Source organism: Myroides sp. DW712 (assembly GCF_046557355.1).
In the GTDB taxonomy this organism is placed as follows: domain Bacteria; phylum Bacteroidota; class Bacteroidia; order Flavobacteriales; family Flavobacteriaceae; genus Flavobacterium.
On the sequence record NZ_JBKFDO010000001.1, the window covers coordinates 65,602 to 79,906 of the forward strand.

The window sequence follows — 14,305 nt, forward strand, 5'->3', positions numbered from 1 at the left end:
ATCGAAAAGCGATGATTCTTACCAAAACGCGAATGATTTTAAGGTTTAGTATTCAATTAAACCAAAACATAACAGATGGAATTTAGAAAATTAGGAGCTTCTGCTATAGAAGTTTCCGCAATTACCTTTGGCGCATGGGCAGCGGGGGGATGGATGTGGGGAAGTACGGATAGAAAAGATGCTGTAGAAGCAATTGTTGCCGCACATCGAGAAGGAATGACCACAATTGACACGGCACCTATTTACGGACAAGGTGTAAGTGAAGAAATCGTTGGGGAAGCGATTAAGGGAATCGCGCGAGATCAAGTACAGCTTTTAACGAAGTTCGGTATGCGTTGGGACTTGGATCAACCGCAAGGTACTTTTGTCATGAATAGCCAAGACAACAAGGGAAAAGATATTGCTATTTATAAATATGCGAGTAAAGCAAGTGTAATACAAGAAGTAGAAGACAGCTTAAAACGCCTAGGAACCGATTATATTGATCTATTACAACTGCATTGGCCCGACGTGACAACGCCAATTGCTGAAACTATGGAAGCAATGGATTTATTGATTCAACAAGGAAAAATTCGCGCAGCAGGAGTAAGTAATTATACCGTAGAACAGGTGAAAGAAGCGAGAAATACACTTGGTATTGTAAGCAATCAAGTGCCTTATAGCATGCTTAATCGCGGTATTGAAACTGATTTAGTTCCCTATGCCTTAGACAATGATTTGAGTATTATCGCTTATAGTCCGATGGAAAGAGGACTTCTGACGGGTAAATACTTTAAAGCTAATGCCTTTGAATCAGGCGATCATCGTTCAGAATATTTTGAGCAGTTTGACTTGAAAAAAGTGGAGAACTTTTTAGAGGAAATCCGACCGTTAGCAGAAGAAAAAAGAGCGACATTTGCGCAATTGGTTTTGCGCTGGACCACTTTGCAACCCGCAATTACGGTTACGTTGGCAGGTGCGCGAAATGCTCAACAGGCCATCGCGAATGCACAAGCCATGCATATTGCTTTAAATCTAGATGAAATTGATTTTATTAATCGCGCTTTAGCGAAACTAACATAAAAAAGAGGGAAAGATTAGACAATCTTTCCCTCTTTTTTATTCCTTTTTTTTCCAGCGAATTAGTAAGTAAGAGGCTTGATTAAAAGGTGACATCACTCGTTCTTCACTAATTTCAAATCCCCAAACTTGAAAATAAGGCAACAAGGGATCATCTTGTAAAACCTCCAACCAAATCGCATCGTATTGACGAGTTAAGGATAGGGTTTTGTTCCACAGCGAAGCGCGTACGTCTTCTTCGTTGTGGTTGGGTAAAAGGTAAAATGAAGCGAGATTAATCACTTTTTTGTCTGCCAATGCGGGCTGATCCACCTGTTTAATCATCACATAACCAGCGGGAATGTCCGCTTGGTACACCGTCAACATTTGTGTACTCAAATCGTTGAGTTCTAAAATAGTTTCTTTGTGATCTAGCTGCTGGGTTAGGTACTTGTTTACCTGGGTTTCTTCTACTTTTGATGCGTACATGCCTTTTATTTGGGCTTCTCTTAATTGAAAAAGAATGCGCAATCCTTCTTCTGTAGCTATCGTAAATTTTGTTATAATGCTCATGCTTACTCGTGTTTATACACAAAGATAGCAGAACAAATGAAATACTTTTCGATACAGTAGGGGAGAAAGTTATCGGTACATTGTTATTTTCAATTGATCGCCTAATGCTTTAATCAACGCTAGATCGGCAGGAGTAATACGCTGAGCATAGACCGCTCTGAAGTTGGATTCGTAGGCGGTAGTAAAGGAAAATGTTTCGCCCGGGGTTAGGCTAATCCCTAGGGCTTTACAATGGTCATAGAAAGCATCCTTGTCTGTTGTAGCAGGTAATTGCCCCCAAATGCTATATCCGCCTTCTGGGGCTTGTGTAGTCAGCGCTTGAGGATAAGGAGAGGGAAAGGCAGCGTTGAATTGACGCACCAATTGCACAGCTTGTCGCTCTAGGTTTTTTCGAAAAATACGCAAGTGTTTATCATAGCTGGGAAGCTGTAATAATTTAATCATAACCTCTTGATTGATGGGAGATACTGATCGACCTAAGGTAAATTTTAGACGTTCTGCTTGGGCAAAGTATTTTCCTGCAGCGAGCCATCCTAAGCGCAAACCAGGCGCAACTGTTTTGGAATAGGAAGAAAAGGTTAGTACCAATCCACGGGTGTCAAAATTCTTAATATTAATCGGGCGTTCTCCTTGAAAATACAGGTCGCCGTAAATGTCGTTTTCCAAGATAGCCATCTGATGTCGTACCGCTAGTTGGTAGAGTTCTTCTTTTTTTTCGTCTCGCAAGAGAATCCCTGTCGGATTGTGGAAATTAGGTGTGAGTACAAGGGCCTTAACGGGGTGTTGCAGGCACATTTTTTTTAAGTAAGCTACATCCAACCCCTCTTTTGGTCGAACGGGAATTTCTAGTGCACGTAGACGCAAATTAGCAATGACTTCCAAAACGGAAAACACACACGGACTTTCAACGGCGATAATGTCTTGGGGAGAGGTCACGGCAGCTAAACCAATGTACAATGCTTGTAGAGCACCATCTGTTACGATTAGTTCGTCCGATTGCAATTGGGCTCCATGTAAAGCCGCTCTTTTGACAATAAGTGATTGGAGTTCTTCCGATCCTGTATTGGGGTAGTAGTGAAGCAAGGCGGTACTTTTGTCGCGAATCACCTTTTGCATGGTTTTTAGTACCAAGGCATGGGGAATAAACGTGGTTGCAGGTGCGGCCATATGCAAAGACGATTGTTCTGAATGTTCTAAACGAGAGGAGGTTTGCATCATCTTTTGAGTGAAAATGGCATCTCTTGGAATAGTCGGTAAATCAGGTGTTTGAATTTGATTTCTCTCCTCCAAAGCCGTGGCGACAACATAACCCGAACGAGGAATACTTGTTACTAACCCTTTGAATACAAGGTAATCATAACCACTCTGAACGGAACTTGTACTGAGTTGATATGCCGCTTTAATCGCTCGTACAGAGGGCAGAACATCTCCCGCTTGTAATTGCCCGCGTTGTATTGCTTCCTCTATTTTGACTGTGAAGATTTCATATTTATATTTTTTCACGAAAACTATAAGATTAGCTGTACAGAACAAATATAGTTTTTTTTGAAAAAATAAACAGTACAGTTGCGTTTAAAGTCAGGAAATAGAAGTAAATCCAGATAGGAATAGGAATAGGAATAGGAATAGGAATAAAAGAGGGCAACCTAGAAGTCACCCTCTTTTTTACTTTGTAGATACTTCTTCTGTTACTTCTGACGGAGCATCTGACACTTTTTGTTTAGGAGCTGCGGTATTCGCATTAGTTTCTCGTGTAGCTTCTTTGAACTCCCTAATTCCTGTTCCAAGTCCCTTCATTAATTCAGGTATTTTTTTTCCGCCGAATAATAATAAAGCTATTGCAACAACAACTATTAGCTCAGATGGAGCTACTCCTCCTAAAGGTAAGGTAGTCATCAACATGGTTAAAATGGTATTGGTTGAGGAAAACAAATGTAAATCAGAGGAAAGGTGTGATAATATGATTTAACATAACTTTATTATTGAATAATGTGGTTTATTTGTGTTTTATTTTGGTAATAATTTAAAAAAAAAATAAATATCTGTTAGAAATAAAATGGTTTTGAGAAAAACTCCTTAAGTGTTGAGGTTGTTTGGTTTAAAACCGTAACAATATCAAAAAAATAAAAAAAGTATGAGGTAGACTAAAATGCGAATAATTATCGAGTTCTATCGGATAAAAAGAGAATGAATGAGGAAAGAAGGTAACAGTAGAAAGTAAAAAAGCCGACATAGTTTCGGCTTTTTTTTTATTTTTTAGGTGCTTGATCGAGAAATAGTTGCTTCACTTTATCGAAGCTATACCCTTTACCTTCTTCTAATTCACCAGAAGATAGGATATTAGTTACGTTTCCATCGCCATCGAGTACAAAAAAGAACGGATACCCTAAATTACGTGCATTGGGAACATAGGCATTGAATACTGCTTTGTTTTTGTTCTTTTGGGAATAATTTAAGTGGTAATACACAAAGTTTTGGTCTACGATTTGTTTTAGTTCTGGTGTTTGCTGTACAAAGTCGTTAAAACGCAAGCACCAGATACACCAGTTTCCTCCCGCTTGGACAAAGACGTATTTTCCTTCTTTCTTTGCTTGAGCAATACGTTGATTTAACGCTGCTTGGGCGTCTTCTTCTTCGTTATAAGGTTTGCTCAAGGTTTCTTTTTCTTGTTGGATCTGTTTTTTTAAAGCTATTGTATCAACTTCCGTTTGAGATTGTGGGATAGCAGTTTGTTCCGTTGAAGGAACAACAGTATCGGTTTTTTTCTCCTGTTTGCAACTCATTAAAGATAGGGTTGTAAGCAGGATTGAACCAAGGAGCGCTTTTCTTTTCATGGTACTTCTATATTTGCTTTTGCACTACAAAGTAATGAAAATATAATTACATAGCTGTTGTTATCAACGGTTATTTACATCAAAGGGAATGCGATGCAGCTGATGGATCTACCATCAATTTCACCTAAGTAGAGAACAATATTTCAGTAATGTAAAGCGAATGTTTAGGCATAAGATATGGATTTATGAAATTGTTAAGGAATTGATTGACGGTATTTTATCTCCTTTTTTGATTGTATTTTCGATGAGTGAAATAGAAAAAGGAAGTCAAAAAACAAAGGTTACAACATACAAGAGCCAAAAGAGACCGATGCTGTCTTGAGCGATTTTGAGAAAACGGAAGACTACGGGTGTTCTTATTTTTTTCAAACTAAAGTTTATCTATTTATTGATCCCAATTTGTTACTATTTAAGGTCTGATGGGGATTGTTGTTGTAACTTTTTCATTTGTTTGGCCACTTCGTGTTAAAAGTAAAATAAGGATACTATGAAACCAGTACACAAACACATTATTGCGTTAGGTTTACAAGAAAACCATCAAAATCCCGTTGTTCGATCTTTGGGAAAAAAGAGAAGGGGACTGGAAATGATGCAAACGCCCAAAGCCTTTCCGCGTCCGAAAGGACATTGTATAAGTGATACGTTGTCTTTTGCCGCATTGCTTGTCGCTTTAACTTTAGTGGGTGCTATTATTTTGAATTTTGAACGTTTTGATTGGACGCCTCGTCAAGTGGCCTATTTTTTCTTGAATATGGTATTGAGTATACTACCACTTGTTTGGGTGTTTCACTTGCTTTATCCTTCTTTTGATCGCAAACGGGTACAAAAAGCAAAACGAAAAGCACAAGGACGCGTAATAGCCACGGACTATGCGGGGCAAATGATACAGAATGATGCGCAACAACGCGCTTTGGTGGAGGTTATCCATCAAAATAGACGCTATCTATTTGTTGCCAATCAAACGGGGCTCGCTGTAGCTTCTGATGAAACAGTAGAAGTGAGTTGGAGTAGCGTTTCTCAGTTGTGTTGGATTCACAACGCAAGTTGAAACTTTATCTTATACTGGCTCACAAATTAAAAATACCTTTTGATTGGATAGGGTTGTAGTGAAGAAGATATAGACCTCACCACCCTCTTTAATCTTCCATTTTTTGCGTAATTCTTCTACTTTTAGAGGGAAATTGCGCACGGTAATATTCGCTTTTTGTTGTTGTAAATATTCTTTGGCTGTAGCTTTATTATAAGGCAAATGTTGCTTTATTTTAAAGCGCCTGCCCGAGAAGTCTAGTAATTCTTCACTGGTATATAGTTGGCTGTGTTGGTGGAGTTTATCTACCTTAAAATGGGCGCTTATTGCATTGAATTTTCCCGTTTTTAACAAAGCACTAGTAGGTTCGTATAAGTAAGTTTTCGGTTCTGCGTACGTTGCTTCGGTTTCATCGGATAGGTTGATACGAGTAACTTGTTGATGATTTTTAGTCAAATTTACAGCCACTAATTCAATAGCTCCGCTATAGTCTTTTTCTACTATCCACAGCAATTCTTTAACCTCATTTTGTAGGGCAACAATATGAATTTCTTTAACAAATTTCAACTCATTCAGTCCCGCTTGAATATCTAAAAGCGGTGCTGTTTTAATCAACACAGTAGAAGTATGGGTTAATAGTACATCCAGGTGCTCGACAATATTTGGCGTACAGTCGCGTAAAAAGAATACTTTCTCTTTTTGTTGATTTCGTCGTGCAGGATCCAAATAAATATAGTCGAAGTGTTGATTGCTTTGAGCCAAATAGTCTAAACTATCCCCAGTAATACACTCGATGTTGGTTTGCCCAAGCTGATGGTAATTGTGTTGTACAAGGACACTAAGTTCTGGTTGTATTTCACAGTGGGTAACCGTTTGCATGTGTTGTGCAAAATAGTAGCAGTCAATACCAAATCCGCCCGTTAGATCAATTAAACTAGTGCCTTCCACCAAAGAAGCTTTGTAAGCCGCACAGGCTTCCGAGGACGTCTGTTCGATGGATAATTTGGCTGGAAATACAATATTCGCTGTTGAATACCATTTCGACAACTTGTGTTTGGCCTTTTGTTTACTCTCAATTTGCGTGAGTAATTCCGACATCGATACATCAGGAAAAGGGCTCTTTTTAAAGGCCAAATCTGCTATTGAATCTTCGAGGTGATCTTGTATATAGGCTTGAACGTCCGGCTGGAGGAGGAGTTGAATATCCACTTATAATTTTTTGGTGAGTACTTGTATAAATCGAACATTGGGAAAAAATTCCTTGCCAATTACTTTGAGGCAAGTATAGAGTGGAACTGCAGCAATCATCCCAAAAATACCACCAAACATTCCACTGGCTAAAATTACCACAAATATTTCCAACGGATGAGATTTCACACTGTTGGAGAAGATTAACGGTTGATTAACCACATTATCAATCAATTGCACCACTAAAAAGCCAATCATAACAGATAGCGCTTTTGGTAGGGTTACGCCGATAAAATCATCACCAATATAGGTGAGCATGGTAAATACAACGGCTAGGATGTTTCCAATTAATGGACCAATATAAGGGATAATGTTGAGGATTGCACATAAAAAGGCAATGGTTGCAGCTCCCTTTACTCCAAAGATTAACAAGACAGCCAGGCAAAGAATATAGATGACAAACATCTGTATACAAAGCCCTAAAAAATAACGTGAAAGCAAGTTGTTAATCTTATTGATAGAGTTCAATACTTTGTTTTCATGTCTCTTAGAAAACAATTTTTTAAACTGATATTCTAGGACGATTTGATCTTTCAGAAAGAAAAAGGCGATAAAAAGCACAGAGAATAGTCCGATACCAATATCACTCAACATTCCAATAAGTGTATTGAGTAAATTAGGTACAAAATCGAGGTTAAACTGTGATTTTAAGTGAGATTCTTCTACGATTTTATCCAAACTAATTCCTTTAGCATCGAGATAGAGGTCTATTTTTTGAATTAAACCATTAAAATCTTCTTGTAGATGTGCGGTATTTAACACCGATAAGTTTTGTGCTTGGGTAGTAAATAGCGGCACAAACATAAAAGAGAACCCAATAAAAATCGCAATGAAAAAGCCCATGGTGAGGCTGATGGCAAACATCTTTTTTAACCTGCATTTTTTATAGAGAAAATCAACCAAAGGCTTGCCAATTAAGGCTAAAACAAAAGCTAAGGCGATATAGATAAACAAGGTTCGGATTTGATATAATAACCCGGCACTCAACGCAATTCCACTCAAAATAAGGACCGCGCGAACAATACCTTTGGAAATTTCTTTAGATTTCAACATGTAATACGTTATTCGTTAGCGAATACAAAACTATGGCAAGCAACAAGAGCAGCCGTTTCTGTTCTCAATCTTGTATGACCTAAAGATACAGGTTTAAAACCTTTTTCTAAAGCTATTTTTATTTCTGTGGGAGAAAAATCACCTTCAGGGCCGACCAATAAAAGGTAATGTTGTGCTGGTTGAATGCTGTTTTTAAGGAGTTTTTTTTCTTTATCTTCTTCACAATGTGCAATATACAAGGCCCCTTGATGGTCTTGTTTTAAAAATTCTCTTAAGGTAATAGGATCATTTAACTTCGGTAAATGAAATTGAAGCGATTGCTTCATAGCTGATTGAATGATCTTTTCAAATCGTTCAATTTTCACCACTTTTCGCTCTGAATGATCACAGATAATAGGCGTAATTTCGTGAATACCAATTTCCGTTGCTTTTTCCAAGAACCACTCATAACGCTCATTCATTTTGGTTGGTGCCACAGCTAAATGCAAGCGAAATGGCGTTTGACTTTGATCGGTATAATTGACAATTTCAGTTGAACAATGACGATCAGACGCTAAGGTAATTCTCGTTTCAAATAAGGTACCACAGCCATTGGTTACAAAGAGAATATCTCCTTCTTTTTTGCGTAATACACGTATAATGTGCTTGCTTTCCTCTTTGTCAAAAGTGAAAGTTGTGTGTTCTTTTTCTAGGGTGGGGGAGTAAAATAACTGCATACAGTAAGACTTAAAATTCAATTCGAGCTTTAGATACTACGGAAGAATCAACAAATAGCGATTCTTTGAAGCGGTAGTATCCCACAATACCAATCATAGCTGCATTATCTGTGGTATACTCAAATTTGGGAATATAGGTTTTCCATTTATATTTTTGTTCTGCTTCTTGGAGTGTAGTGCGAATCCCTGAGTTTGCTGATACTCCGCCGCCAATGGCAATTTGGGTGATTCCTGTCATTTCTACCGCTAGTTTGAGCTTATCCATTAATATCTTAATGATGGTATGTTGAATGGAAGCACAAATATCGGCCTTGTTTTCTGCAATAAAGTTTGGGTTTTCAGCTACTTGTTTTTGGATAAAATACAAAAACTGAGTTTTTAATCCACTGAAACTGAAGTTTAATCCATCTACTTTAGGTTTGGTAAACGGGTAAGCTTTCGGATTTCCTTCCTTGGCGTATTTGTCAATTAGCGGACCTCCAGGATAAGGAAAACCGAGAATTTTAGCTGATTTATCAAAAGCTTCCCCCACAGCATCATCCGTTGTTTCTCCCAATACTTTTAAGTCAAAGAAACTATTGACTTGTACAATTTGCGTATGTCCTCCAGAGATAGTCAGCGCTAAAAAAGGAAATGTAGGCTGATCATAGCCATTTTCTTCAATAAAATGGCAAAGGATATGGGCGTGCATGTGATTTACTGCAATCAAGGGGATATTTAAGGCCAAGGCCAAGGATTTTGCAAAAGATCCGCCCACTAAAAGAGAACCCATTAACCCTGGCCCTTGTGTAAAGGCGATTCCATCCAATTGCTCCTTGGTAATTCCCGCTTTCTTTAAAGCAATATCAACCACAGGAACGATATTCTGTTGATGGGCACGAGAAGCCAGTTCAGGAACAACACCGCCGTATTCTTCGTGTATTTCCTGGCGAGCCACTACATTAGACAATACTTTGTTATCCGCTAAAACAGCGGCAGCAGTATCGTCACAAGAACTTTCAATGGCTAATATATGGATGGGTTTTGTGGACATGTATAATGAAATTTAAGGCTAATTTATATCTTCTTTTTTTTGGTCCATCACTCCTAAAAATTAATTAAATTTGTTGATTGTACCTCGGTATGAAAAAAAAGAAATTGTAAGGGCAAATTTAAAACATTAATAGTTATCAAAAAATTTAAAAAAATAGTTTTTCGCCTGTTTTTGGCGGTGTTCTGCTTGGTTGTTTTCCTTGTGGGATCCATGATGTTGCCCCCTGTCCAAAGCTTCTTAGCCCGCTATGCTACTGAAAAAGTAAATAAAAAATTTGGTACCGATTTCTATATCGATCGCTTGTCCATTGACATTTTTGGAGTAATTCACCTCAAAGGAGTAGAAGCGAGAGATAACCATGAAAATATCTTAATCAGTATCGATCATCTCCAAACGCGTTTGTCTGATTTAAAAGCGCTACAACAAGGAAAAGTGTATTTAGGAACGACGCGAATCAACGGCTTATACATGAATATTCACAAGTATGAGGGAGCTGAACTGACAAATTTAGATGAGCTCATCGCGGTTTTTGACGATGGACAACCTGGAGAAGGTAAATTTCGAATGAAAGTCTCGCGTATTTTTATAAAAAAATCACAACTTATTATCTCGGATGATAATACCAAAGCGAAAGTAGCCGTTGACTTTAGAAATATTCAAGGACGAGTAGATAATTTCTTCATCAAGGGACCCGATATTTACGGTTTAGTGAAGGAGGTAAGCTTTCAGGATCACTGGGGCATGAATGTACAAAATTTAACCGCCGATTTTTCTCATACGAAAACCAGTATTGGATTGAAAGATCTCAAATTGGTTACGGATCAATCGGATATCGAAGGCCAATTGAAATTGATCTTTGAGCCTGGAGATATGAAGTATTTTGTCGATAAGGTACAGTGGGATTTCAATATCGAAAAGGCGAAGATAAATTCTTCGGATATCAATGTATTTGCGCATGAGTTTGCTTCGAATAAAGAAGTGTTTTTTAAGGGATATATGAAAGGAGTCATGAATGACTTTCAACTCGAAGGGGCTAATTTAGTAGATGAAAATAATTCACAGATTATAGGGCATTTTGCCTTCCGCAATGTCTTTGATGATCACGAACCATTCTGGATGAGTGCAAATCTGTCCCGTTTGCAAACCACCCGCTACAATTTAACCGCTTTAATGCCAAACTTATTAGGAAAACTATTGCCCCTAGAATTAGAAGACTTAGGGTTGGTCAATATTGTGGGAAATATTGAATTGACCAAGCGAACCCTAGATACAGATATTGAACTCGTAACGTCTATTGGAAAAGGAAATGCTAAAATAGCCATTCAGCAGTTGAATGATCCCGACCATGCAACCTATAAGGGAAATATAAAGTTGGATCATTTCGATTTAGGGCATTTTATCAAAAATCAACAATTTGGATTGACATCTTTTGATTTGTATGTAGATGGACATGGGTTTAATCAAAAATCGTTAAATACATCTGTTAAAGGAGACATCTTCTCCTTTGTTTTTGGCAAGTATACGTATACCCAATTAGCAGTAGATGGATGGATGAAAATGCCGTACTATCGCGGGTTATTACACAGTGCAGATCCCAATGCAAAACTCGATTTTAACGGTACGATCGACTTGAGCACCAAAGAAAAAAATTACGACTTTGTTGCGCAAATTGACTATGCAGATTTATATGCACTGGGCTTTGTTAATGATACCTTATCTAAATTTACAGGAGATTTTGAATTTAAAGCCAAAGGAAATAATATCGAAGACCTCGAAGGGGTTTTTAAAGTACATAATGCGGTTTACGACAACAGTAAAGATCACTATGTTTTTGAGGAATTTTCTATTGAATCTAGTTTTACAGAAGATGGAGAACGCTTATTAAAATTAAATTCTCAAGAAGCAATTCAAGGATACATCAAAGGAAAATTCTTGTTTGGAGAGTCTAAGTTTTTGTTTACGAACGCATTGGGTAGTTTGTATACCAACTATTCGCCTTATAAAACGAAAAAAGGACAGTATGTTGATTTTGATATTACGGTACACAACCGCTTGATTGAGGTTTTCTTACCTCAATTGACGTTAAATGAACGCACCCATGTCGATGGGGAAATTGACAGTGATGAGAATTTGTTTAAACTCAATTTCGATTCACCGAGTATTGCCGTTAGTGGAGTGGAATTCTTTAATATCTTATTGAATGTCAATAATTCCAACCCTATTTATAATACCTATGTATCTATCGATAGTGTACATACTAATTTCTATGATATTTCGGATTTCAACCTGTTGAATTTAACGCATAATGATACCTTATTTGTGCGTTCAGAATTTAAAGGAGGAAAAAACCTCAAGGATAAGTATGAGCTAAACTTATATCACACCATTAACGAAGAAAAACTCTCTGTGGTTGGGTTCAAGAAATCGGATGTGTTTTTTAAGGATTTTCAATGGAGCATCAACGAGAATGATGATAAAGCGAATAAATTAGTCTTCAATAAAAAATTGATGGACTTTACCATTGATTCACTAGCTATTTCACACAACAAACAAATGGTGAATCTAAGTGGGGTGATGCGCGATTCGACCTATAAGAAATTGAATTTATCTTTCGGAAATGTAGATTTAAATAAGATTACGCCTGATATTGAAAATCTTTCTTTTGGTGGTAAAATTGACGGAGACGTTAAGTTTTCACAAATGAAAGATGTCTATCACCCGCAAGCGAATATTGCTATTGACTCCTTGTTGATTAATAAAGTGTATTTAGGAGATATGTTTTTCAAAGTAGATGGGGATAAGAAATTAGAAAAATTTACCGTTCAATCGAGCTTAATGGATGATGAGGATAAGGAGCGATTTTATTTGAATGGAGATATCAATGTGATCAATAGACAAACACATTTTAACTTAGAATCGGGATTAACGGATTTTCCGTTGAGTACGATTGCCCCTTTCTTGAATAGTGTGGCCAGTGATATGACAGGAACGGCTTTGGGGAAAATCTCCTTCCTAGGGACGGCTAAGAATCCAGATGTTAACGGGCGTTTGTATTTGAATGATACGAAATTCAAGTCGAAGTTTACGGGGGTTAGTTATGCCTTTGATCAGGAAACGCCGTTGGATATTACAACAAGACAGTTTATCCTGCGCAAGGCGGGTTTAATGGATACCAAATACAAAACCAGAGGATTGGTGGATGGGACGGTTTCTCATAAGATATTCAAAGATTGGGTGATGAATTTATCACTCTCTTCTACCAATTTATTGGCGTTGGATACCCAGTATGCGGAGGGAAGTCTATACTACGGAACGGCGTATATCAATGGAAAGGCAGACATCGTTGGACCAATTGAAATGTTGAGTATTAATATTAATGCTACATCGAATAGAGGAACCTCCATTAAAATTCCACTGAAAGAGGCCCAAAGCACAGGGGAAAATAATTTTATTCACTTCTTGTCTCCTCAAGAAAAGAAACTGCGCTTAACGGGAATGGATTACGATCCATACAAATACCGCAACAGTGGAATTGAATTGGATTTTGAGTTTTATGTTACTCCAGAGGCAGAAATTGAAATTATTCTCGATAGAGAATCTGGTCATGCGATGCGTGGAAAAGGAGCTGGATTTATTACGATGGAAATCAATACGCTAGGGAAATTTAATATGTGGGGGGATTTCCAGGCCTATGAAGGGGAATATAATTTCAAATACGGTGGATTAATCGACAAGAAGTTTGTGGTGAAGAAATATGGAACCATTCGCTGGGATGGCAATCCGATGAATGCTATCTTGGACTTACAGGCGATCTACCATACGGAAGCTAATCCAAGTGTCATTATTGATAACTCTATCATCAACCGAAAAGTACCTACGGATGTGGCCATTGTATTAAATGGAAGTTTGAGTAATCCCGAAGTGGATTTCGATATTAATTTCCCAACGGTGAGTTCGGTAGTTAAATCAGAGCTTGATTATAAATTGAGTGATCGAGATACACGTGAACGACAAGCGATGGCTTTATTAGCGACGGGATCCTTCTTCTCTTCGGACAACTCCTCTTCGGCTTTAGCAGGAAGTTTGTTTGAACGGGCGAGTAGTATTTTTGATGACCTATTCTCTGATGTGGATGATAAGTTTAAAGTGGGACTCAACTACGCGCAAGGAGAGCGAAATCCGTATACACAAACGGAAGGGCGACTAGGGGTAACCTTTACTACCAAAGTCAACGACCGCATTTCGGTAAACGGAAAACTTGGAGTACCTGTTGGGGGCGTAGAGCAATCGGTGATTGTAGGTGATGTAGAGGTGCTATTGCGCATTAATGAAGAGGGGACGCTAAATGCACGCTTCTTTAACCGAGAGAATGACATCAACTATATTGGAGAAGGAATTGGGTACACCCAAGGGGTAGGACTCACCTATGAGGTGGATTTTGATACCATGAAGGAGCTTATCGCTAAATTCTTGAACCAATCCGAGAAAAAGAAGAAGAAAAAAGAAGAAAAAGAATCGCAAAATAACCGAGCAGAAGATTTACCGGATTCCGATTATAGCCAAGAATTTATTCGCTTTTACGAAACAAGACGCAAGAGCGGAGGTGGGAATGGATGATAATGGCAAAGCGTGATGTGAAAACCCGATCGCGCGGATTTGCAATCCGTGCGTTAGATTACCCCCGATGCTTTGGCTGAACTGAACGAAGTTAAGTCTGTGTTATTGAATAGTATTTTAGGTTTATCAAGCATACAGGGACAGATATTGAATAAATAGTAAACAT

General features: G+C 38.1%; 11 protein-coding genes. 3 read left to right on the plus strand and 8 right to left on the minus strand.

Going from position 1 to position 14,305, the window contains the following annotated elements; all coding sequences use genetic code 11:
• Positions 1-75 precede the first annotated feature (75 nt).
• On the plus strand, positions 76-1,062 hold the full coding sequence (locus tag ACLJX0_RS00285) for an aldo/keto reductase (protein ID WP_410877590.1): 987 nt from the start codon (positions 76-78) through the stop codon (positions 1,060-1,062).
• Positions 1,063-1,098: 36 nt separating this feature from the next.
• Here the strand turns inward: ACLJX0_RS00285 and ACLJX0_RS00290 are convergent, their stop codons facing one another.
• The 4 genes from ACLJX0_RS00290 to ACLJX0_RS00305 all read right to left on the minus strand — a co-directional run bounded on the left by ACLJX0_RS00290 (position 1,099) and on the right by ACLJX0_RS00305 (position 4,445).
• Positions 1,099-1,611, minus strand: coding sequence for a hypothetical protein (locus tag ACLJX0_RS00290; protein WP_410877591.1), 513 nt, complete (start codon positions 1,609-1,611; stop codon positions 1,099-1,101).
• A gap of 69 nt (positions 1,612-1,680) precedes the next feature.
• Positions 1,681-3,114, minus strand: coding sequence for a PLP-dependent aminotransferase family protein (locus ACLJX0_RS00295; RefSeq protein WP_410877592.1), 1,434 nt, complete (start codon positions 3,112-3,114; stop codon positions 1,681-1,683).
• A 162-nt stretch (positions 3,115-3,276) separates the two neighbouring features.
• Entirely contained in the window at positions 3,277-3,513 is a 237-nt protein-coding gene (locus ACLJX0_RS00300; protein WP_410877593.1) for a twin-arginine translocase TatA/TatE family subunit, read from the minus strand.
• Between the two features lie 347 nt (positions 3,514-3,860).
• Positions 3,861-4,445 carry a thioredoxin family protein gene (locus ACLJX0_RS00305; protein ID WP_410877594.1) on the minus strand — a complete coding sequence of 195 codons (585 nt, stop codon included), beginning with the start codon at positions 4,443-4,445 and terminating at the stop codon, positions 3,861-3,863.
• A gap of 487 nt (positions 4,446-4,932) precedes the next feature.
• On the opposite strand from ACLJX0_RS00305, the gene ACLJX0_RS00310 reads away from it, so the two are divergent.
• The gene (locus ACLJX0_RS00310) at positions 4,933-5,493 is read left to right on the plus strand and encodes a hypothetical protein (protein WP_410877595.1); all 561 of its coding nucleotides are present in this window, start codon (positions 4,933-4,935) and stop codon (positions 5,491-5,493) included.
• Between the two features lie 9 nt (positions 5,494-5,502).
• On the opposite strand, the gene ACLJX0_RS00315 is transcribed toward ACLJX0_RS00310, so the two are convergent.
• Genes ACLJX0_RS00315 through tsaD form a run of 4 tightly spaced genes read right to left on the minus strand, consistent with a single transcriptional unit; the run spans position 5,503 to position 9,522 of the window.
• Positions 5,503-6,681: a class I SAM-dependent methyltransferase gene (locus ACLJX0_RS00315; RefSeq protein ID WP_410877596.1), complete on the minus strand. Its 1,179-nt coding sequence runs from the start codon at positions 6,679-6,681 to the stop codon at positions 5,503-5,505.
• Positions 6,682-7,773: an AI-2E family transporter gene (locus ACLJX0_RS00320; RefSeq protein ID WP_410877597.1), complete on the minus strand. Its 1,092-nt coding sequence runs from the start codon at positions 7,771-7,773 to the stop codon at positions 6,682-6,684. It abuts the gene before it with no gap.
• Between the two features lie 8 nt (positions 7,774-7,781).
• Positions 7,782-8,489 (minus strand): 16S rRNA (uracil(1498)-N(3))-methyltransferase, encoded by a 708-nt coding sequence (locus ACLJX0_RS00325; protein WP_410877598.1) that lies wholly within the window; start codon positions 8,487-8,489, stop codon positions 7,782-7,784.
• Between the two features lie 10 nt (positions 8,490-8,499).
• Positions 8,500-9,522 carry a tRNA (adenosine(37)-N6)-threonylcarbamoyltransferase complex transferase subunit TsaD gene (tsaD, locus tag ACLJX0_RS00330; RefSeq protein WP_410877599.1) on the minus strand — a complete coding sequence of 341 codons (1,023 nt, stop codon included), beginning with the start codon at positions 9,520-9,522 and terminating at the stop codon, positions 8,500-8,502.
• A 210-nt stretch (positions 9,523-9,732) separates the two neighbouring features.
• Between tsaD and ACLJX0_RS00335 the strand changes: the two genes are divergently transcribed.
• A complete protein-coding gene (locus ACLJX0_RS00335; RefSeq protein ID WP_410877600.1) occupies positions 9,733-14,139 on the plus strand; it encodes a translocation/assembly module TamB domain-containing protein in 4,407 nt (1,468 codons plus the stop codon).
• The last annotated feature ends 166 nt before the right edge of the window (positions 14,140-14,305 follow it).